Below are 23878 nucleotides of genomic sequence, written 5' to 3'. Positions count from 1 at the left end.
CCCGACAAGCCGGCCCACCCAGCCAAAGAACAACGGCCTGACAGACAGCGCCGAGACTCGGCTCAGCCGTTAGTCGTCGGCTGCTGGGGGCACGGTGACCGTCACCGTGTAGACGCGCACATCCGCGTTGTCGGTGTCCGCGTCGCCGTCGGCGTCATACGACGACGACACCGTGATCGTGTTGTCGCCCGCGCTGAGCGTCGCCGAGGCGCCCGTGCCGGTCGTGCCGTCGGCGGCCTCCCACGCGATCGTGACCGTCGCGTCGTCCGCGAACGCCGCCGCAGCAGTCACCGTCACAGACGTCGTGCCCGCCGCTGCGGTGCCCTCATAGGAGAAGATGCCCGTCTGGAACACCCCGAACTCCACGTCGGAGATCGACAGCGATTTCAGCGCCGCCGAGACCGGCATGTTGTAGGCATAGAACTTGCCGGAGACGGTGTCGGCCACCCACATGGTGCGCCCGTCGGACCAGATGCCCGCCGGCCAGGCGTTGCCCGTTGCCCCGAGATTGACGAAGTCTGCCCCGAGATTGACGAAGTCCAGATGACTGCGGCGGACACCGGTGGCGAGGTCGTACGCGTAGAGCTTCTCGTGGACGACGTGCGAGACCCACATGGTGATCCCGTCGGACCAGATGCCCTGAGCGTCAAAGTTGCGCGAGAACTCTGATTCGAGATTGATGGTGCGGGAGCTCATGTGGTCGCCGCTGTCGAAGTCGTAGGCATGCACGCGCCGGAATGCTTGGTCGAGCACCCACATGAGGTCGCCGTCAGACCACACCGACTCGGGATCGGGCGGGTATTCCGCCACAGACCGGACGAGGGCGAAGTTCCTGTCGGGCACCGTGTTGCCGGTGTCGACGTCGACAGCGACGACGTTCCAGTCGGGGCCGAGGTCGTCGGCCAGCCACATGGTCTCACCGTCAGACCAGAACCCCTTGATGTTCACATTTCGATCCAGCAATTCTTGATAAGCGAATGTGCTGAGGCAGGCGCCGGAGTCTGAATCGACGTTGAGGCAGGCGCCGGTGTCCAAGTCGAGCTCGTAGACCCAATGGGAGTTCACCTGCACCCAGACCGTGGTCCCATCGGACCACAGATCGGTCACGCCGCCCTGGTCTCGCGGAAGCACCGGAGAGACGTCCTTGCCGGCCTGGCGCGAGAACGCTCCGTCATCGTTGATGAGGTGGATCGTGACCGACGTGGCGGTGGTGCTGACGAAGCCGTCGGGCAGGTCTCCCAAGCCGAAGACCACATGCTCGCCGTCGTTGTGCTCGGTGTCGTCGACGGCGGTCACCGTGAAGGTCTTGGCGGTCTCGCCCACGCCGAAGCTGAAGCTGAGGTCCTCGACGGAGTAGCTGACGTCGTCGGCGACGGCGCCGCCCCGCAGTTCGGATGTCAGCGGAATCGTGACCGGCGCTGTGGGCGGGCTGTCGAGGCGGACACGGACCTGCACAGCGTCGCCGCCCTCGTACGCGTAGTCGTTCGCGAGCACCCTCGCCCGGCACTGCGCCTGATAACTCTGCGCAAAGCACTCGTCCGCGTACCGGCGCGCCCTTTCCAGTCTCACTTCAATGTCGTCGTCGACGATCTCCACCGTCGCGGTGGTCTGGACTGCCGCACGGAACCCCGGCGGCAGATCGCCGAAGCTCAGGGTCAGCCGGTGGCCGTCGTTGTTGAGGCTGTCGTCGGGAACGGTCACGGTGAACGTCGCGCTGGTCTGGTCCGCAGCGAACACCAACGTCGTGCGCGACAGCGAGTACTGGCGGCCCTCGCCGCTCAAAGCGATCCTCAGCGGCACCGACACCTGCCGCTGGGGCAACTCGTACAGCTCCACGGTGATCGTCACCGGCGCGCCGCCCTCGGTGACCCGGTACCTCCCTTCGGCGAAGCTGGCAGCCACGTCGGGAGCGTCGGTGTCCACCAGCGTCACCAACGCCGTCGCCGACCACGACAGCCGGGAGCACGACGGGATCGACGGGCCGAGGAGGCTGAGGGTGAGCGTCTCGTCGTGCTCGAATCGGCTGTCGTCGTTCGCGGCCACGGTGAACGACGCCTGGGTCTGGCCTGCCGCGAATGTGAGCGTCGAGGGCGCCAGCGTGTAGTCGTCGTCGCTCACGCCGTCGCCGTGGGTCGCGCTCAGCCGGAGTGTGACCGGCGTCTGGAGTGCCTCGGACAGGGTCGCCGTGATTGTCGCCGCCGGGCCTCCCTCGGTGACGCGGACTCGGGTGACGCGGGCCTGGTTCGGGCTGAGCCAGGCAAACAGCCTCGAGCACACCTCATGAAGAGAAGCAGTGTCCCCGGTGCCGCTGCTGTCCGGTGGGTTGGTGTTGTCGGTGTCCGGTGGAGTGCTGCTGTCGGTGTTGTCGGTGTCTGGTGGAGTGCTGCTGTCGGTGTTGTCGGTGTCCGGGTTGGTGTTGTCTGGTGTGTTGTTGTCGTTGGGGGTTTCTGTGCCGGTGGGGCTGCGGGGTGCGGTGGTGGTGGTGCGGCAGTTGCGGAGGTCGTTGTCGAGTGCGTAGCGGGCAGCAGCAGCAGCGTCGGTGACGCGTGCGGCGGGGTAGCCGAGCTCGGCGAGCTCGCCGGAGATGTCGTCGCTGATCGTGTCGGTGTCGCCGACCACGACCGCGAGCTGCGGGCGGACGCGTCCCAGCGCGGAGCGCGTGTCGCTGCCCAGCCCGTCCGCGCTCGCCGTGTAGAGCACCACGCTGTCGCCCAGCGCCGCCGCCAGCGCCGCTGCCGTGCCGACGTCGGCCTGCGACCAGCCGTTCGCGATCACCGCGGCCTCCGCGCAGCCGGGCGCCCACCGGCGGGCCGCCAGCGCGGCTGTCGTCACCCGGTCCTTGCCGCCCACACGCTCTGTCCCGACGCCGCCGGCCGCCCCGGCCGCCGCAGCGACAACCGAGTCAGGCACCGCCGCCGCGCCGCCCACCACCACGATCCCGCCGACCGCCTCACCAGCGAGCACCTGCCGCGTCTGGTCCGGCAACGAACCCGAACCCGAATACAGCACCACATCCGCGCCGCCCGCAGCCGCCACCGCAGCCGCCACACCCACATCAGCCAACGACCACCCATCCGCCAACACCACCCCCGCAGCGGCCCCGCCCGAACGGCCCGCCAGCACCCGACGCGCCGCAGCAGCCGCCGTCGCCACCCGATCCGCGCCGCTCACACGCTCCACCACAACACCGGGCGCCAACGACTCCAACTCCGCAGCCACAGCACCGCCCAACGCAGCCTCGCCGCCCACCAGCACCACACCCGACACCACACCCGCAGCCCGAACCACACCCCCAGCCGCCTCGCCCAGACCCCCAGCCGACTCCGCCGCCACCACCACATCACCCACACCGCCACCCACCAACCCAGCCGCCACACCCACATCAGCCAACGACGAACCATTCACCACCACCAACACCACACCACCAGAACCCTCCGACTGCGCGCCAGACTGCGCACCCGCCGACGGCACCGCACCCACCGCCAACACCACCACGCACGCAACGCATCCTGCCGCCGAAACCGAACGCCTCAAACGCATCACTTCAGCATGCTACCCCCGGCTTGCAACGCTCACCTGTCCTGTGTGCGGCACAGTGCCGCACACACCTGCTCCAACAGCGCGTCGGGGGTCCGTTTGCGGTTGTCGGGGTCAGGGCGGTGCGGGCGGGGCTTGTCGGGAAGCTGTGGGGTTGTCTGCGTGGGGCTTGTCGGGCGCGTTGTGCCCGGGGTTTTGGGGTTGGGCGTTCTTGTCGGCTGTTGTGGTGTCAGTTGCGTTGGCGGAGGATGCTGCGGGCGGCTTGTGCGGCGGTGTGGGTGCGGGTGGTGCCGGTGATGCGGCGTGTTTCGGCGTCGGCGGGCACGTGGTCGGCGATCTCGGCGCGCACCGCGTCGGCGACGGCTGTTCTGCCGCCGATGATGATCACTTGGGCGGGCTGGTAGTCGCGTATGAGCGCTGCGGTCGTCTCGGGCAGCGAACCCGGGGCGGTGTACGCGACTGCGGCTTTGTCGGTGGCTGCTGCCAGTGCTGCTGCTACGCCCACGTCGGGCGGGGACCAGCCGTTCGCGATCACCAGTGTGAGGTTTTCAGGTGCGTCGGCGGCGCTGCCGAGCACTTGGCGCGCGGCGCCGGCGGCGGTCTCGGCGCGGCCGGCGCCGGTCAGTCGTGTCATGTCGGGGTCGCTCGCTGCTGCTTTGATCTCGTCCTCGGCGCTGCCGCTGACAGCGGCAGTGCCTCCGATGAGGATCACGCGGGACACGTCGTAGTCGCGCAGCGCTTCCGCGGTGGGCTGGGGCAGCGAGTCGTGCTGGGTGTACAGCACCGCGGAGCGGGGGGTGCTCGCTGCGAGCGCGGCCGCTGCGCCGATGTCGGGCGGGGACCAGCCGTTGGCCACGATCAGGGTCACTCTGCCGGCGTCCGCGGGCAGGCCCAGGACGCGGCGTGCTGTGCGCGCGGCGGTGTCGGAGCGGTCGGCGCCGGTGACGCGCTCGATGTCCGACGGAGGCGACGCTGCGCCGATCTGGGTGCGCACGAGGTTGGACACTGCGGCGGTGCCGCCCACGATGAGCACCTCAGCGGGGGAGGCGTCGCGCAGCAGGCCGGCTGTCTCGGCGGACAGCGCGTCGCCGGCGGTGTAGGTCACCACGGCATTGTCGGTGCGCGCCGCGAGCACCGACGCCGTGCCCACGTCGGCGGGACTCCAGCCGTTCGCGACCACGAACGTGGCCACGCCCACGTCCAGATCGCCGCCCCCGCCGCCGCCGCCGCCGCCGGTGCTGCCGGTGGTGCCGCCGGTGGTGGTGGTGGTGGTGTCTGCGGTGTGGGGTGTCAGCACGAGGCGGGGGGGGGCGTCGTTGTCGATGATGGTGCCGGTGGCGCTGGCGGCTTCGCTGAGCACTGCGTTGTCGGGGTTCGCGAGCTCGATCGTGAAGTCCTCTGCTGGTTCTTGTGTCTGGTCGTCGGTGATCTCGACGCGGATGTCCGCGGTGGTGTCTCCCGCGTCGATGGAGACCTGCCCTGAGGCCGACGCGTAGTCGCTGCCCGCGGTGGCGGTGCCGTCGGCGGTCGCGTAGTCGACGGTGACGTCCGAGCGGGCGCGGCGCGACAGCGACACGGTGAACACGATCTCGCCGGCGTCCTCGCGTGCTGAGGAACGCGCTATCGAGACGCCTTCGAGCGGCGCCGTGGTCGCGTCGGCGTGCGCCCACGGCCCGGGGGCCGCAGCGGCGTTGACCGCGCGCACCCGCACGCGGTACTCGGTCCCGCCGAGCAGCTCGTCGACGGTGACAGCGAACCCGCCGTCGGCTCGCGGCTGCGGGTCGAGGCCGGTCGCCTGCTGCCACGGCGCGCCGGGCTGCGCCAAGGCGAACTCGATCTCGTAGCTCGAGGCCTGCTGTGCGCTGTTGCCCGCTGGCGGCTGCCACCGCACCTCCAGCTCAGCCACTGTGGCAACAATCTGGAGTTCTCCCACACGGCCCGGCGGGGCGAGCGGGGTGACGCTCACGACGCTCCACGGACCGCCGCCGACGCGGTTCACCGCGCGCACCTCGACGCTGTACCGCGCCTCGTTGGTCAGCCCGCTCAAGACGGTCTGGACGCGGCCGCCGCCGGGGGGGGCGCTCACCGTGGTGGTGCGTACCGCGCTCGAGCTGCCGAAGCTGTATCTGATGTCATAGCCGGTGACCGCAGCGCCGCCGTCGGCGCCCGGCGGATCCCACGCGACAGCCGCTCGTGCGCTGCCTGGGCTGGCCGCGAGCTCCTCCACCGCTCCGGGTGTCGTCGCAGGGGTGGCATTTGCGTTCGCGCATTCGCTGCCGCCGTTCATATTGGACGCGGCGACGCACACCACATAGTCGACGCCGTTGTCGGCGCCGGTGATCTCGACGCGCAGCGGATCAGCCGCGTCCACCGGCGGCAGGTCGGTCCAGTTCAGCGCCGCTGCGGTGCGGTACGCGACCCGGTACTCGGTGATCGGGGCGCCGCCGTCGCTGGGACTCGGCTGCCACGACACCTCGATGCTCCCGTCGCCGCCGACGACGTCGGCCAGCCTCGGCGGCGACGGCACAGTCGACGGGGTGCCGACGTCTTGGCCGGGCGGGCCGTGGCCGTTCGCGTTGCGGGCCTGCACCTGCACGTCATAAGCGGTCCCGTTGGCCAGCCCGTCGATCGTCCACGCGAACGTGTCGGCCGCCGCGGCGCCGCCGTCGACCCAGCCGCCGACCGGCCGCGCGACCCGATAGCGGACCCGGTAGCCCTCGATCGCGGCGCCGTTGTCGGCGGGCTCGGCCCACGCCAGCGCCAGCGTCCGGTCGCCGTGAGTCACCGACGACACGAGCGGGGCGTCGGGCGCCGAGGCGGGAGTGCCGCTGCCCACGGCGCAGTCGCCGTCGCCGACCGCGTTGTACGCCCGCACGCACACGTCGTAGCCGGTGCCGTTGGTCAGCGACCGGACCGTCGCCTGGCCGCCCGCCGCGGCCGGGCCGCGGCTGTGCCTGCGCCACGACCCCTGAGGGCTGCTGGTGCGCCAGCTCACCTCATAGCCCAGCACCGCGCTGCCCCCGTCCGCCGCGGGCGCGCTCCACTGCACCGCCAGCAGGGCCTCGCCAGAGCTCACCTCCAGGCCGCTGGGCCGCCCCGGCACCGTGGCCGGCGTCCCCGGCGCCGCAGCCGACCACGGACCGGCGCCCGCAGCGTTGCGGGCCGACACCGACACCTCATAGGACCTGCCGTTCACCAGCCCGCCCACAGTGTGCGGCGACGCGGCGCCCTCGCCGCCCGACGCCCACGCAGCGTCCTCGTCGTCGGCCGCCCGGTAGCGCACGTCGTAGTCCAGCACCCCGCCGGCGCCCTCATGAGACGGCGGCTGCCAGCTCACGCTCAGCTCCCCGCCGGCGCCGCGCGCCGCGGCCACCGACCTCGGCGCCGACGGCCGGTCCAGCGGCGTCGCGGCGCCCGACGCCCACGCGCCGTCCTCGCCCGAGCCGTTCACCGCGCGCACCCGCACCTCATGGGACACGCCGTTCGGCAGCCCCGAGATGGTCTCCTCCAGCGCAGCAGGGTCCGTGCGCGACACGGGGATCCAAGGCCCCGGCGGCGCGGCTGCGGCGCGGTGCTCGACCTCGTAGCCGGTGATGGGCGAGCCTCCGTCGTCGGCCGGCTCGCGCCACGCCAGCTTCAGCTCGCCCGACGCCCCCGCAGCAGCAGCCAGCGACAGCGGCGCGGACGCAGGACCCAATGGCGTCACCGTCACCGTCGTCGGCTCGCCGAACGTCTGCTCGTTGCGAGGACGGATCGTGACCGTGTACTCCTGCCCGTTCACCAGGCCCGTCAGCACCTCAGACGTGGAATCCGGGTCCTCGCGGTCCACCGTCCCGGGATCGTTGCGAGGCACGATGCGCCTGCGGTGTGCGTCATCTGGGTTGCCGTTGTCCGGCAGCACTGTCAGCGTCTCGGTGCGACTCCTCTGCACCAACGTGTTCTCGGAGTCGCTCTCCTCGCTCTCGGACTCTGAGATCGTCATCTCGTACAAACGCACGTCGCTGCTGCCGACGTCACTTGGGGGCGACCACCGCACCGTCGCCGTCGTGTCGCCCGGCTCAGCATCAGCGTTCGTGACCTCATCAGGAGGCTCAGACAGGACCGAAGTCACGATCCGCGGCCCAGCAACACCCGCGTCGAGCATGTACAGCAGACGTGAAGCCGTGTCGCCCCACAGTCCCCTGATATCCATGCCCACCTCAGGCAGCAGCACGTCGCGCAGCACGTCGCGCTGCCGGGTGGCGAGGTTGAACGCGTACACGCGGTCCGCCGACGCGCCGGCCACCCACATCGTGGCGCCGTCGGACCACATCCCCCGCGGCTGCTGCACGCTGCGCAGCGGGTCGAGCCGCGCCTCGGGATCCCGAAGCCAGAAGAACTCCCGAGGATCCGGATCCGCGGCCTCGCTGATCAGCCCGGGAAGCACGTTCGTCCCGACGTCGGTCCCGGTTCCCTCCGCCAGGCGGTAGGCGAAGATCTCCCTGAAGTCCGTGTCGTTGACGTAGATGTCGGTCCCGTCGCCCCACACGCCCCACGGCTGATGGTTGACACTGACCCTCAGCGGCGAGCCGGGAAGCGCGAGGTGCGCGCCGGGCTCGGTCAGATCCGCCGACCTGACCCAGCGCGGCGACAGCACGTGCTTCACCAGCGCGTGGGTCTCGCGGTCGATCACCCGGATGCCGATCCCCGACTCGCCGAAGTACCAGGTGGCCGGCTCCGCCACGTACAGGTTGTCCTCGTCGCCCCACAGGCCGCTGCTCGGCGCCCACGTGCCGGTGTCGCCGATGTCCTTGTCCGGGTCGCGCAGCTTGGTCGCCATGTCGAAAGCCCTGATGACAAGCGGGAACTCGACGTCGAGAACCCACATCGTGGCGCCGTCGCTCCAGATGCCCTGCGGCGACGTCTGCGCCGCCCCGAGGTCCTCAGCAGCCAAGTTGTAGAAGCCGTCCCCCGCATAGCTCGCCGTGACAGCCCACCTGCCCTGGCGGGCGCTGGAATCGACGGCTCTCACATGCACGTCATAGAGCCGGCCCGCCTCGAGCCGCGTCAGACGCGCCGACGTCGCGCCGTCGGCCACCGTCTGGGCGGCCCACGCACCGCGGCGGTCGCCGTCGCGGGTCCTGTAGCGCAGCTCATAGGACACCGCCCCCGCAACCGCGTCCCATTCCACGCTGATGGCGCGGTCCTCCAGGACCGGATCCGCGGGATCCTCGTCCGGGTCCTCCTCGAACAGCTCAGCATCGCCCGCCGCTGAGATGTTCGCCGGCGCCGCGGGCGAGCCCGGCGCCGCGGGCGAGCCCTCGACCGGCACCAGCCCCGGAACAGGCGACCACGGGCCCGCCAGCCCGTCGCCGTCGACAGCCCTCACCCGAACCTCGTAGTTGCCGCCGTTGTCCAGCCCGGTGACGGTCTCGCTCAGCAGCGCGCCGTCAGAGCGGGTCACCGCGGTCCACTCAGCCGCCGCAGCAGAGTTGTCGCGGTACTCCAGCTCGTACCGGCCCGCGAAACCGGACGCGGGAGCGGCCCAAGCCACTTCCAGCTCGGCGTCGCCCGCGGTCACCGCCGGGTCGCCGGGCCGCGCGGGGCGCCGCGCGAGCCGCTGCGAGAGCAGCGTGCCGCCGTCGACCACCACAGCGGTCTCCCCGTCGGACCACAGCGCGCTGCGCACCGCGAACGCCTCGGCATTGCCGCGCGCGTTCGCCGGGACCTCTGCATCCAGCGCGCTGACGCGCTCGCCGGACTCGAGGTCGTACGCCGCCAGCCTGCCCGAAGCGATCTCGTACACCCACATCGTGGTGCCGTCGGACCAGACGCCCGCCGAGTCGACATCGACGACGCCGATGTCCCTGTCGCTGCGGCGGGTGCCGTTCGACATGCGATACGCCCGAATCCTGCGGCTGGCGTCGTCGTAGACCCAGAACGTCTCCCCGTCGGACCACGCGCCGCGCAGCACCGAGTCGCCGTCCCCCACGCTGAAGGCCCTGTTGCGGTCACCGCTGCGGGCGGACAGGCTGAAAGGAGTCGCCCTGTTCTCGACGACCACCCACAGATCGGTCCCATCAGACCACAGCCCCCCGACGCCGTGCCTGGGGACATGAGTGAGGTGAATGCTCCCCGGTATCACCCCCGTGCCGATGGTCCCGAGGTCGAGATCGGCGCTCTCCTTGCGCGCGCCGGTGGTCGAGTCGAACGCGTACACCCACCTGACGCCGACATGAGGGCGTCCCTTCGGAGCGACCCACAGCGTCGAAGCCGACGTGTCGGCCCACATCCCGCCCACCTCGCCGATGCCCAGACCCGACAGGTCCACAGCGCCCGTGCTCGCCACAGCCGACCTGCCCGCGCCGGCGGCGTTGACAGCGCGGACCGCGAAGTCGTACGGCGCCAGCCGCAGCAAGCCCTCCAGCGTCGCCGACGTGCCAGACACCATGCTCTCGGCCCACTCCGACCCGGCCAGCTGAGAATCGCGGTAGCGCACCGCATAGCCCGTCGGCGCGTCCGCCCCGACCACCGCGTCGGGCGCATCCCAAGCCAGCACGGCGCCGCTGCCGGTCCGCGTCACCGCCAGATTCCTCGGCGGGCCCGGCGCGCCGTCGGCGATGTCGTCCGCGGGCGTGCCCGTCACCTCCGCCCAACCGCTGGTCGTCTCCCGGTTGACCGCGCGCACCTGCACCTGGTGCGAGATGTCGTTCGCCAGGCGCAGCGTCTGGCTCGTGGACAGGCGGCTGGCACGACGGACATCAGTCCACTCCACCGACCCGTCCCTGCGATAGCGCATCTCATAAGCCGTCACCGCGCTGGAGCCGACATCCGCGGCCGGCACCGCATCCCAGCTCACATCGAGGCGACCGTCGCTCTCGGCGGCCGCGAGGTTCGCCGGGACGGCGGGAGCACGAGGCAGCACATAGGCCTCGAGCCTCGAACCCGCGGCCACCCACATCGTGGCGCCGTCAGACCAGATGCCCCGCAAGGAACCCCAGACATCGTAATCCGCGTCCCATACGGTCTGCGGCAGCACGCCGACGTCCAAGAGCTCCTTCCGCTCCAAAGCGGACGAGCCCAGCGTCGACAGGTCATAAGCCCAGATGCCCCAAGAACTGATGGCCTCACGCCATGCCAGCACCCACAGCGTCCGCGAAGCCGTGTCGCCCCAGAGGTCATAGACCCAAGTGGTGCTGCCCCCGTCGCCGAAGCCGAAATCGCCCCTCCCATAGGTGACCGAACCGGCCGCGCCCGTCGCGAGATCGTACGAGCGCAGCCACGTCGACGACCCGGACGACTGATCGGCCACCCAGGCAGTCGTGCCGTCGGACCACATTCCCCACGGGAACGACGAGTCCACGCCGAAATCGCCGGCAGTGTTCCGCGTCCCGTCCAGACCGTACGCCTCGACCCTCTCATCGGTGTGGTTCGTGACGTACATCGTCGTCCCGTCGGACCACAGGCCGTTCGCCGTGAAATCAGAGCCCAAAGCGAACTCCTTGGACACGTCCCTCGCCTTGGTGTCCATCGAGTACGCGAAGACCCGCGGCGTGTACACATCCGCGACATACATCGTCGCCCCGTCGGACCAGATGCCCGACGGAGTCGCGTTCCGCGCCGCGAGCTCGAAATCGAGATTGTTCGCATCGGTCACCGCCCCGCTCGGCGCCGCCGGCACGACCGCCAACACCGCAGCCGCGCACACCACAGCCGCCAACACGCGCACACACACGCCCGGCCCCGAACCGCCGCGCCCCCGAACCGCCGCCCCGATGCCGCCAGCCGCCCGCCCCGTCATGTCCGACCCGCCATGTCCGACTCCTCTCGGGAAGACCGCCCGACTCTCCCGGGAACGCTACACCGCAGCGCCCAGCCGAACAGGAAAGCCTGCACAGGACCCATCCGAGGCCTGCACAGGACCCATCCGAGGGAAGAGGGATCGGAGTCGGCTGAGCGACTGCCGAAACAGCCGACCCACAGACACAAAGCCGCAGGCCGGAGCATCGCAGACAAGCCCGGAACCGAGCAGACCAGCAGCCCCCCGCCCCAACAGCAGGCCCCGGCTCAGGACACCGCCGGCCGCCGCGGCGTCAGCCGCGCTCGCGCAGGACAGTGCGGGCCGCCCGCGCGGCGGTGTCGATACGAGTGCTGCCAGTGACGCGGCGCACCTCAGCCCCGGCAGGCACAAGACCCGCGATCTCGGCGCGCACAGCATCAGCCACCGCCGCGCGACCGCCGACCACCACCACCCGAGCAGGCCGATAATCGCGAATCAGCGCCGCCGTCGCCTCAGGCAGCGAACCCGGCGACGTGTACGCGACCGCAGCACCGCCCGTCGCAGCCGCGAACGCCGCCGCCACACCCACATCAGGCGGCGACCACCCATTCGCCACCACCACCGTCACCCCCCCCGCCGCACCAGGATCGCCCAGCACACGCCGCGCCGCAGCCGCCGCCGTCTCCACACGATCCGCCCCCGTCAAACGCGACACCAGCGCTCCGCCCGCAGCCGCCGCGACCTGCCCCTCCACGACAACGCCGACCGCCGCCGACCCGCCGACCACAACCACCCGCGACACGCCATAACCGCGCAGCACACCAGCCGACGCCTCAGGCAGCCAACCCCGCTGCGTGTACAGCACCGCCGAACGCGGCGTGCGCGCCGCCAACGCCGCCGCCACACCCACATCAGACGACGACCACCCATTCGCCAACACCACCGTCACCCCCCCCACACCCGACGCATCCCCCAGCACACGCCGCGCCGCAGCCGCCGCCGTCTCCGCGCGGCCCGCCCCCATCACACGCTCCACACCCGAACCCGGCGACACCCCACGAACCCCAGAACGCACATCACGCGACACCGCCGCCGTGCCCCCCACAATCAACACCTCAGCCGGCAACACATCACCCAACAACACCGCCGTCCCAGCCGACAGCACATCACCCGCCGTATAAGCCACCACCCCGCCATCAAGCCGAGCCGCCAACACCGACGCCACACCCACATCAGCCGACGACCACCCATTCGCCAACACAAACACCCCAACACCCACATCCAAACCACCACCACCACCAGAACCACCACCACCGCCGCCACCAGAACCACCGCCACCGCCGCCACCGCCGCCACCACCGCCGCTGGGCACAAAGAGATTATCCGAACCAGTGATTGTCACCAGCGATGCGGGACCTGCCTTCTCCTGCACGGCGTTGACCGATGTGGCCTCCAAGGTCTTGTCGCCCGGCACATTCGGGTCCTGTGGACTGTGGGCGTCCTTGTACTTGGCCCGCACTCGCAGCCAGTAGCCCAGATCAGCGGTGACGGGCCGATAGCTGGGACCGGTCACACCGTCGATCACGGTCCAGCTGGATGCGTTTGCGCGGTCATCGGAACGCCACCAGGTCCATTGCGCGTCGGTGACGGGGACATCGGGCTCGCGCAGGACCGCCACGAGCGTCGAGCCCACGCCGGGCGAGATGTTCGAGAACTCCAAGGTGCCGAGCTCGTCGATGTCGGTGACCGTGACCGTGACGTCCAGCGTGCCGTGGTTCGCTCCGTCGAAGGCACGAATGGTGATCCGGTAGTCGTTGCGACGGTTCGCGTCGGCGGGCGCTTCGTAGTCGGGCGGCACAACGAACGCGAGATCGCCGGAGTGCTCGTCGATCTCGAAGTCATCCCGGTCGGCCCCAGCCAGCGACCAGGTGACGGCCACACCCTCCGGATCGGCCGCCGAGTAACGCTCGAGCACGCCCTCACGGTTCTCCTGCCACGAGATGTCGTCAGCGCCGTTCACCACCGAGGGCTCGTTCACGTCGGTCACCCTCACGACGACATCGAGTTCGCCGCACAGTGTTGTGCCGATGGTGTCGCCGTCACAGGCTCGGACCGTGATCTCGTAGCCGTTGCCGGATGCGGTGTCGAAGTCGGGCCGGCTGACGAATCTCAGAGTCCCCGAGGCAGCGTCGATGTCGAATTCGCTGCTGCTGGGTCCGCGCAGGGACCACTCGATGGTCTCTCGCTCAGGATCGGCAGCGGTGTATCGCGCTACCGCATCGGTCCGGCTCTCCGCATAGGCGGGCGTTGAGGGCCCCGACACGACCGGAGGCTCGTCGACGTCGTCGATCGTGATGGTCACGCTCCGCGTCGCGGTCAGGCCCGCGGGATCGCGCACGGTCACCGAGACGAGATAACGCGACTTGCGCTCGTGATCGAGCGCAGATTTGGTGCTCAGCTGGCCGGTTGCGGCGTTGATGTCGAAGGACGATCTGTCGGCGCCGCCCAGCGAGTAGACCAAGCTGCCTTGATCGGCGGCATCGACATCTTCGGCCTCCACCGGATCGCCGACGAGGGATCCTTCTGGTGAATTCTCTGCGATGCTGCGCTCGCCCGTTTCGTCCGCCGGGAACGCGGGCGCGTGGTTGATCCCTTCTTGGAGTCGCACCGTGTTGTCCGACACCTGCGCTGCCGATCGCTGCTGCGTGCCGCTCTCACGGTCCCGGTAGGACACTGTCGCCCGCAGGAAGTGGCCTATGTCGCCGGCTGACGGCGTATACGACGAGGTCGTGGTGCCAGACGCGGCGCCGGAGACGGCAGACCACGAAGCCGGCACCAGCGGGGTCTGCGAGCGTTCCCAGGTCCACGCCGTCCCGGTGATGCCTCCGTCGGGGTCGCTCAGCGTCGCCGTCAGCTGAGCATTGCTTTGCGGCTGTCTCGACGAGAATTGCACCGAGCCGGCTTCGGCGGCGTTCGAGACTGTCACGGTCAGCGTCCGTGTCGCTGTGTTCGGGCCGTCGGACGCCTCCACCGCGACGGTGTAGGAATTGTTGCGACCCGAGTCGACCGGACTCTCGAAGTCTGGGACGCTCACGAATTCCACCACGCCGCTGTCGTCGCCGATCCTCAGGCCTGCCGAGTCTGTGCCAGACAGTGTCCAGATGATGTCGTCGCCCTCGGGATCGGTGGCAGCAAAAGCGGCCACAACGCCGGTGTGCCCTTCGGTGACGCTCTCAGCAGCAGGACCCGAGGTGATGACCGGATGCTCGTTCTCGTCGGTGACCGTGACCGTGACGTCGAATATGTCATCGATGTCGGGGTCAGCGGCGAGCACTGCAACGCCGTCTGCGTCCTTGCGGTCCGATGCCTGAATGGCAACCCCGTACGCATTCCCTCGAATCGCCTCATGATCCGGCGGCGCCGCAAAGCGCAGCGCTCCGTCGGTGCCGATCTCGAAGAAGTCGGCGTCAGCGCCGGCAAGCGACCACGTCACGCTCTCACGCTCCTCGGGGTCGTTGGCGCTGAAGTCAGCGACGATGCGCGTGGCGTTCTCCGGGAAGTTGACGGCGGAACTGCCGGTGATCTCCGCAGGCTCGTTGAGATCCCTGACCTCGACTTCTACCGAGATGACGCTGACGCCTTGGCCGTCGGAGGCCTCCACGTTCACCTGGTAGTGATTGTCGCGGTCTCGGTCGGCGGGCGACTCGAAGTCAGGTGCGGATGCGAAGTGAAGCAGCCCTCCCGAGATCTCGAAGGCGGCTGAGTCCTCGCCTGAGAGCGTCCAGGTGATCGCCGCTCCCTCAGGATCGGACGCAACAAAACTGGCTACGTACGTACCCGCGTTCTCGCGCGTCTCGAATTTGTCCCCGCCGGTCAGGGTCGGCCTCTCGTCGACGTTCTCGACGCTTACTTCGATCTCCAGCGATGTCGCCGACGTTCCGTCGAAGACCCTGAGCGTCATGTCGTAGACGTTGTTTCCATCGCTGTCCGTAGGTGCTTCGAAGTCTGGTATCTCGACGAAGCGAAGCTGCGAGTCAGCATCGAACTCGAAGTCATCGGCATCGGTACCGTCGAGTCCGGCGATCACGTAGGTCGAGTCTTGGTCATAGTAGCGGTAGGCGGCGACCGGGTCGTCGGCGCCCTCGCTGAGGGTCAGCTCGTGCGGGCCGGTGATGAAAGCGCAGTCGTTCGGCAGGGCCGAGCAGGCAAGGATCGCTGGGGGATCGTCGATATCGAGGACCTCGATCGCCACGGCGATGGTGTCGTCGATGACGGTGTCGGCGTTGTCCTCGTTGTCCTTGCTGTCGGTGACGGTGACCGTGACCGAGTAGGAGTGCTTCTGGTCGCTCGCCTCGTAGTCGGGGTCGAACTTCGTGGTGAGCTGGCCGGTCGAGTCGTCGATCTCGAAAGAGGCGGCATCGGCGCCGCTCAGGCTGTACGTGAAGGTCTCCGTCGACGTCTCGCTCTCGTAGTCCCTCGCCTCGATCGGATCGCCCACGGCTGCGCCGGACCCGGAGTTCTCCACAACCTCACGCGTCGAACGCTCGCCATCGGCGAAGAACGGCTCGCTGTTCAATGTGGCCGATGTGCCCGGCGTGCCGTGTCCCGTGACCGACCAGTCGCTCGGCGCGGCCGATGCGCCGGCGACCGCACGCACCTGCACGTCGTAGCGGGTGCCGTTGGTCAATCCCGTCGTAATCGTGCCGGTGCATGCCGAGGAGGTGCAATTGCTGGTGGTCGTCTGCCAGTTGGCATCGGACTTGTCGGCGGCGGCGCTGGCGATGTGCCGGATCTCGTAGCCGGAGACCGTCGTCGAGCCTGTGAGTCCGGGCTTCTTCCACGCCACCGTCAGCGAGCCCGAACCGGGCCGCACGTAGCTCAGCTCGGGGCCGTCGAAGGGACGCTGATGCCCGTAGACCTTCAGTGCCCACGATCGGATCGTGTTGGAGGCGCCGCCGGCGACTTCGTCGTTGGCTCGCAGCGTCCACGTGCCTCGGGGGTCTTCGCCGAGATGGCGGGCCGAGCCGAACCTGAACGTGCCGGTCAGCTGACACTGGGTGCCTGTGCAGTCGGTGTCGTTCGGAACTGTCAGCACCGAGACTGCGCCTGCAGGAGACTCCAGCTCCATCCTGAGGTCGCGCAGGCGGGGCGCAGTGAAGTCCACTTCGACCTCGACGAATTCCACGAAGCTCACGCTTCCGCCGAGCTCGACCGTGCTCGTCACGCTTCCGCCGGTCGCGGCGACCGTGCGCGACGTGTCGAACGACGCCGTCGAAGTCAGGAATTCGGGCAGGTTGTCCCAGTCCTGCGCGAGCGCCACCGCTGCAGATGCATCCACCATGCCGAAGCCGTACTGGTGGTTGTAGCTGTAGCTCCCCGCAGCGCCGTACTTCGACGCACCCTGCACCCAGCCGCTGTCAGAAGCGTCGTTCTGCCTGGCCGACGCCGCGAGGACCAGCTTGACGTCGCGCCACGTCAGCCTGCCGTTCACGGCGCGCATGAGTGCCACGACGCCCGACACCAGGGGCGCAGCAGCACTCGTGCCGTCGAAGAACTTGGTGTAACGGCTGTAGGGACGCGTGGTTGCGATACTCGGGAGAACGCCGCCTGCAGGGGCGCACAGCCACAGATGCGGTCCCTGCTCGGAGTAGTAGGAGCGCTCGCCGTCGTCGTCGACCCCGCACACTGTTGTGACTCCGTAGTAGCTCTTGTGCTCCACGAGGTTGCCCCAGCGTCCGTCATTGTCGGCGTTGCCTGCAGCGAAGACGTAGACCACGCCGTTGCCACCGTCCCCTTCCTGCAGCCCCGCGTCGATCGCCGATTCCCACAGTGTGCTCGCTCTTTCCGCCCCGGGTCCGTCCAGAGCGCCCCAGCTGTTGTTGGACACCGATGTCGTCTCGCGGTTCCGGGCCATGGCGTTGGCTTCAGTGAGGATGGTTGCGCGAGCAAGGAAGTTGTAGGCGTAGATCGTCGCCCGGGGCGCGACACCGCGCATGCCGATGCTGTTGTCGCGAGCCGCTATCAGCCCTGCGACCTTGGTGCCGTGGCCATCATCTCGATCGAAGACATCACCGGCGTCGAGGTAGCTGTGGTTCTTGGCTGTGTCCACGTTGTCCTTGAGGTCCTCGTGGAGGTAATCCAAGCCGGAGTCGACGACCGCCACGTTCACGCCGGCGCCCATCGTGGTGCTCCAGACGCTTCCCAAGTTGATGTCCTCGCCTGCGGTGCCGCCGAACTGTCCCGTGTTGTCGAAGTGCCATTGGCATCCGTAGAAGGTGTCGTCGATGCCGGGCGGCGGTGATGGGCACTCGTCCTGCAAGTAGTCGTGGATGCCGTCAGGCCGCAACAGCACCAAGTAGTCGCCAGTGCCTGTCGCTTGCGAGGCCTCGACCTTCAGGTAGTAGGCGCCGGGCGCCAATGTGTCGAAGACCGCGAACGTGAATGCGGACGGCGGGGGCACCCCGAGCGTGTTCGACGCCGCATCAGAGTAGAAGGTGACGTGGTAGCTGTTGACGTCGACGGGCGAGCCGCCCGAGTCCTGCAGTTCGGCCTGGATCTCGAAATCCCGGCTGGAACCGGCCAGCGCCACGCGGGCTTCCTCAGCGAGCGTGAAGCTGAAGTAGTCGGTCTCGCCGGCAGCGCTTATCTCGCCGCCCGCGGTGCGGCTGAAGTCGATGCCTGCCGCAGCAGAGCGTGAGTTGCCGGGTTCGGGCGACTCGTAGACGTACAGGAAATACATGCCGTGCTCGTCAGCGTCGCGTGGCTGCACCCGGATGTAGTACGTGCCTGTCGGCAGTGTCTCCCGCACGGCGCACTGATGCTTGGCCGGTTCCAAGTATCCGTCGTCATTCTGGGCGATGGGAGAGCCGCCGGCATTCAGGATGGCGCAGCGCGTATCGGGAACGAAACCCGACACCCGAGCGGTGACGGTGGTCTCGGCTGTCAGTACAAGCTTGAAGTAGTCGATGTCGCCGGTACTCGAAGCCCCTGTGTCGCGAAACACGGCCCGCGTCACGCTGCCCAGCTCTGTCCCGGCGGCGCTGTGGATGCTCGTGGTGTCGGCAGCCGTTCCGAGGTGCAGCGTGTACGGCCCCGTGCTGGCGCCGGAGCTGCTGACCCTGATGTAGTAGGTGCCGCCGGGCAGTTCGCCGTCGAGCTGGAAGTTGTGCAGATCGGGCAGCAGGTACCCGTCGTCGTTGAGACGCACGAGGCGGCCGTCGCTGCGGTACAGCCTGCCGACCGTGTCGGTGCTGCCGGTCGTCAAGACGAAGAACTCGCGCGTGCCGCTGAACGAGAACTGGTAGTAGTCCACATCGTCGGCGGAGGCGATTCTGCCCCGGACGGGCAGCTCTCCGACGATGGCCGTCGCCGTGGCCCGAGTCGGGCCCGGCTCGCGTGGCGTCCCGGTCGATGTGGGCGACCACCCGCCGTCGGTGCTGGTCACCGCCCGGACTTGCACGTCGTAGGTTGTGCCATTGGCGAGCGGGCTCACGATCACACGCAGGCGACCCTCCGTCCAGGCATTGTCGATTTCGGTCCACTTGGCGGGATCGGCTTTGTCGGTGTCGCTGGCGCTCGTGTCGATGTAGCGCAGGTCGTACGCCGTGATGTCGGCGACTGCGACCCCGGCGGGACGGGTCCATGAAACCGTCAGCGACTCGTCGCCCGACGCCACGGCGCTGATCGTCGGCGCAGTAAGCGACTGCGCCTGAGCCTCGTGACTCTCCAGCACCGGCCAGACGAGCGCTCCGGCCAGCAGGCACAGCACGAGAATCGGCCGTCTCAGCGGCGCCTGCATGGCCGCAGCCGGGGCAATCAGCCTGGTCCTCACTCGGTCGGCCGAACCCTCACTCAGCTGGCGGTTCGCTCAAACCACCAGTTGGGGCTGGAGAGCTCGACGCCGTCTTGGGAGGCCAGCGAGTTTGCCAGATTCAGCGATGGGAAGCCCGGGTCGGTCTCGATGAAGAAGCCATTGGCGACAAAGTCCAATTCGGTCACGAGGCTGGAAGCGATACCGTTGCGGCGCAGGAACTCATCGACGGCCGCTTGATCCCAGTCGGCGTCCAACACCAGCACGATTCCGCCCGGCAAGGCCATCATCTGGCCGCTCTCGGACCAGAACACAGGTTCGGACTCGGTCGACCGCTGTTCGGTCCCGTCGCTGCGCACTGCGGATCGGCCATGCGCCGCGGTGCGGTCGGAGCGTGTGACGATGTCGTCTCGGGTGATCCCGTCACCGTCGGACTGGACGGTCAGGTTCGGGTCGAGCCTGACCTGCAAGACCCGGTCACCGTCATGCCAAGTGTACAGAGGGCCCGGCGACGGCTGAACAGGCTCGGCTTCCTCGTCGTTCGTCTCGCCAGCGGTCGGCGGCACCTCGTCCGAGTCCGGCTCCTCTGTGAGCCGCCGAGGCTTCGGCGCCGTCGCGCCGCCGAGTGCTCCGCTCCGCGGGACACGCGGCTCGACCAGAGGGAATTCGGCGGAGTACGCCGATGCCGGACCCGGTGCGGTGTCGGCAGCAACCCTCTGAGCTGTGCCCGCCGCTTGCGGAGCGACGGCAAGAACGACTGCGCCGTCGTCGATGCCAGAGTGCCGTGAAGCCTGAAGGCTCCAGTACAGGAGGCCGCTCACGACGAGCGACAGCGACACGGCGGCCAGCGTGGCCGCTCTCGCGGGCGGCAAGCGGTTTCTCACTATCCCATTCTGCCATGACAGGTTCTGCCATGACAGGTCCGCGATATGTCCGCAGGCTCGTCAGTTTTTCCTCGGGTGGGGCCTGGTCGAGGCGCTGGCCGTCTCGCAGGAGGAGCGCTTCGCTGCTGCGATGCAGTTCGATTGACTGAAAATTGCCAGAATGTTGCCTTCGCTCGGATGCCGGCGGTGCGACAGGCGACACGGATCGTCACCGCCGATGGCTGACAATCGTGGAGTGCGCGTGGCAGTCATCACCTGCCTGATGCAGTCTGGCTACAATCGCCGTCGCCTGATTGATGCAGCACTTGGAGTTGCGGGCGGCCGCTGCGTGTCTGCGGTCGCCCGGTCAGCGATCAGGTCTGTCGGTCAGCGATCAGGTCTGTCTCAGCCAACTATCTCACGAAGGAAGCGGCGCTTGACTCACTTCCCTGACTCCCCTGATTGTCAGCGTGTTCGGCGAGTGCGAGGACGCGGATGCAGCACTGCCCGGCGCATTCTGGCCGTTTGCAGCGTCGCTGCTGTACTGGGCGGTCTGGTGCCGGTCGTGCACAGCCAGCCTGCGGCGGCCACCGTCCTCGATGCGCCGAAGTCGTTCGATCTCGACTCGGCCAACGCCATGCCGCGTGCTATCTGGTCCGACGGCACGACCGCGTGGGTGTCCGATCTCAGCGGTCGCCTGTTCGCGTACGAGCTCGCCAGCGGGAATCGGGACGCCGACAAGGACATCGGCACGTTGCGAGATGCGGAGAACCGCAACGCCAACGGCCTGTGGTCGGACGGCACCACCATCTGGGTCTCTGACGATCAAGACCACAAGATCTACGCCTACAGTCTCGACAGCGGCGCCCGCGATGCCGACAAGGACATCGACACGCTGGACGATGCAGGAAACCACAACGCGAAGGGCCTGTGGTCGGACGGAACGACGATGTGGGTCTCCGACCACTGGGACAACAAGATCTACGCCTACAGTCTCGACAGCGGCGCCCGCGATGCCGACAAGGACATCAGCAGGCTGTATGGGGCCGCCAACGACCGGGCCGCGGCGCTGTGGTCCGACGGCACCACTATGTGGGTCGTTGACGACGTGGCCGCCACGATCTTCGCGTACGATCTCGCCACGGGCGACGTCTCGTACAATCGGTTCTTCGAAGACCTGCGAAGCCACGGCAATGTGAGTCCCAAGGGCATCTGGTCCGACCAGACCACCATGTACGTCGTCGACAACAGGGCCGGCAAGGTGTTCGCCTACCACATGTTGAGCCTTTCGCAAAGTTCGCGGCTGCGGGACGTGTCACTGAGCGGCGCATACGTCTACCAGAAAGGTCCGCGTGAGTTCTCCGCATCGGCCACCAATGAGAGCTATGTCACCACCGTGCGTACGAGGACGGAAAGCCTGAACGCCACGGTCACGATCTCGCCTCCCGACGCCGACCCCGACACCGACGAGCACCAGGTCGCCCTGAACCCCGGCTACAACACCATCACCATCACGGTCATCAACGGCTCCAGCTCCACGGTCTACACCGTCCTCTTCTACCAATACGTCAGCACCCGATTCGACCCCGGCACGGTGACCGCCGAGTCCCTGTTGGACTCGCTCTCGCTCAGCGGCATCGACTTCGGCACGTTCGACAGCCAGATCGGCAGTTACTCCGCCGATGTCGCCAACGACGTCGTCTCCACGGTCGTCACCGCCACGCCCACAAACACGGGCGACTCGGTGACCATCACCCCCGCTGACGCCGACACTGACACGGCCGATGCCCACGATGTGGACCTTGCTGAGGGCGCCAACACGATCGTCGTCACCGTCGAGTCCGCCGACAGCAACAGCCAAGAGACCTACACGGTCACGGTGAACCGGGCCTCCACCGCGACTTTCGGCTGGGATCCGCCGAGTGATGTCCGTATTGATGTCTCTCGGCGGCGGATATCCAATCACCCACCGACGTTCGGCCTGTGGTCCGACGGCACCACCATGTGGGTCGCCGACGCGATCGACGACGAGGTCATCGCCTACAGCCTCGACAGCGGTGCCCGCGACGCCGACAAGGACATCTCCATGCTCGACGCAGCAGGCAATGCGAATTCTCGGGGGCTGTGGTCGGATGGGTCGACCATGTGGGTCTCCGACCACCTTTCCGCCGAGTGCGATCCGTTCTTTGGCGGGACCGCTTGCAGAGCGTGGGACGACGGGTTGAGCGAGGATGCTTCCGTTGTGGGGGGCCAACCCAAGATCTACGCCTACAGCCTCGACAGCGGTGCCCGCGACGCCGACAAGGACATCGTCACCTCGCGCGACTGTCGGCCATCAGGACAGTGCCGAGAACTCAACGTGGGTCCGTCGGGCCTGTGGTCGGACGGGTCGACCATGTGGGTCGCCGACAGGGTCATCGCCTGGATCTACGCATACAACCTCGACACCGGCGCCCGCGACGCCGACAAGGACATCCGCATGGAGACGATGCTGGAAGCGGGCAACTGGCACCCGAGTGGTCTGTGGTCCGACGGTTACACCATCTGGGCGGTCGACGACGAGGACGTCAAGATCTACGCCTACGACCTCGACACCGGCGCCCGTCAGGCTGATCTGGACTTCGACACCTTGGCAGATGCAGGCATCAGCGATCCGCGCGGGATCTGGTCGGATGGCACCACGATGTGGGTCTCCGATCCGGGCGTCCACCGGATCTTCGCGCACAACATGCCGACCTCGGCGGCGTTGAAGTCGCTGTCGGTGTCAGGGGTGGAGCTCGGAGTGTTCCAGACCGGCATCTTCTCCTATGAGGGCACCGCAGCGGCGGGCACGACCTCGGCGACGGTGACCGCGACGGCGGCGTTCGCGGACGACGCGACGGTGACGGTCGCGTGGGAGGCAGCCGACGGCACGACCGGCACGGGTGCCTCGGCGACACTCAGCGCAGGCGACAACACGATCACGGTCACGTCGTCCTATGACGCCGACGGCGACGCGGACACCGACAACGCCGATGTGCGCACCTATACGGTCACCGTCACCGTGCCCCCCGCAGCCGACGACTGATGAGGTGCCGGGCACATGAGGTGCCGGGCACATGACAACCCGACAAATACACCGGGAAACCAGGCGATCCGTGGACGGCCAACCCACCCGCACCGATCAATCCGCGCTGCCTGTCAAGGCTTAAGGCGCGGCGGACCACACCCCTTGGAACCAACCATCTAGCTCACAGCGTGCGGGCGGCTCAGCCGAAGTTCATGGCGGCGGGGTTGCCGCCGTCGACCACCACGGTCTGGCCGGTGATGGATTCGGCTTGGCACAGCATCACGGTGGCGTTGGCGATGTCGATCGGGCTGCCTACCTAGCCGAGCAGCGCTCCCCGCCGGGCGCCTTCGGAGATCTCGTCGGGCAGGCGTGCGCGCGGAGATCTGGATGATCCCGGTGCCCAGGCCGATGCGCTCGGTGTGACTGCCCCACCACGCCAACGGCGTCAGCGCGTCCGAGCCGTACGCCTCCGCCGTCCAGAACGAATGAAAGCCGAGCTGCTCGGCGAGCAGCAGCGTCTCCAACGCATCCGGCGGCGGACCAGCCGCCCAGTAGCCGACCCCTGTCGCAAGCCTCATGTCACGCCGCCTTGCCGTTCCGCAGGCGTCGCACCGAGAAACCGGCCCGGGTGTGGACCCGGATGCGCCCGTGATCTGGCTCCGCCCGGTTGGACATGACGGCCTGGGGGTCGTAGTCGGCCGCCGCCAGCACGTCTGCCGCTTCGGGCGCCAAGGGGAAGATCGGGTCCTGCACGTTGGACGAGGCATACGTGTCGGGATCCAGGAACACCGCCTCGATGTCGGCCATCCGCGTCACCACGACGTGGCCCATCTCGGCGGCATAGAAAACGGGGTGGTCCT

At 68.5% G+C, this 23878-nt stretch carries 6 protein-coding genes and 1 pseudogene; 1 reads left to right on the top strand and 6 read right to left on the bottom strand.

Translation table 11 applies throughout. The features are described 5' to 3' along the window. Positions 1-69: 69 nt before the first annotated feature. The 4 genes from ACOGXQ_RS04790 to ACOGXQ_RS04775 all read right to left on the bottom strand — a co-directional run bounded on the left by ACOGXQ_RS04790 (position 70) and on the right by ACOGXQ_RS04775 (position 19990). A complete protein-coding gene (locus ACOGXQ_RS04790) occupies positions 70-3540 on the bottom strand; it encodes a Calx-beta domain-containing protein (protein WP_419946303.1) in 3471 nt (1156 codons plus the stop codon). 226 nt (positions 3541-3766) lie between these two features. After that, the gene (locus ACOGXQ_RS04785; protein ID WP_419944991.1) at positions 3767-11317 is read right to left on the bottom strand and encodes a fibronectin type III domain-containing protein; all 7551 of its coding nucleotides are present in this window, start codon (positions 11315-11317) and stop codon (positions 3767-3769) included. Positions 11318-11609: 292 nt separating this feature from the next. Next, the gene (locus tag ACOGXQ_RS04780) at positions 11610-19127 is read right to left on the bottom strand and encodes a S8 family serine peptidase (protein WP_419946302.1); all 7518 of its coding nucleotides are present in this window, start codon (positions 19125-19127) and stop codon (positions 11610-11612) included. Between the two features lie 20 nt (positions 19128-19147). Continuing rightward, entirely contained in the window at positions 19148-19990 is an 843-nt protein-coding gene (locus tag ACOGXQ_RS04775; RefSeq protein WP_419946301.1) for a hypothetical protein, read from the bottom strand. A 535-nt stretch (positions 19991-20525) separates the two neighbouring features. Here ACOGXQ_RS04775 and ACOGXQ_RS04770 point away from each other — a divergent pair. Then, a complete protein-coding gene (locus tag ACOGXQ_RS04770) occupies positions 20526-23036 on the top strand; it encodes a cadherin-like beta sandwich domain-containing protein (RefSeq protein WP_419946300.1) in 2511 nt (836 codons plus the stop codon). Positions 23037-23383: 347 nt separating this feature from the next. Here ACOGXQ_RS04770 and ACOGXQ_RS04765 read toward each other — a convergent pair. After that, positions 23384-23596: pseudogene (locus ACOGXQ_RS04765) on the bottom strand (LLM class flavin-dependent oxidoreductase); the annotation flags it as partial. Position 23597: 1 nt separating this feature from the next. After that, positions 23598-23849, bottom strand: coding sequence for a hypothetical protein (locus ACOGXQ_RS04760; protein ID WP_419946299.1), 252 nt, complete (start codon positions 23847-23849; stop codon positions 23598-23600). Positions 23850-23878: the final 29 nt, after the last annotated feature.

This window comes from Candidatus Poriferisodalis sp. (assembly GCF_965208485.1).
GTDB lineage: Bacteria > Actinomycetota > Acidimicrobiia > Acidimicrobiales > Poriferisodalaceae > Poriferisodalis.
This window is presented reverse-complemented; position numbering and strand designations above follow the sequence as displayed.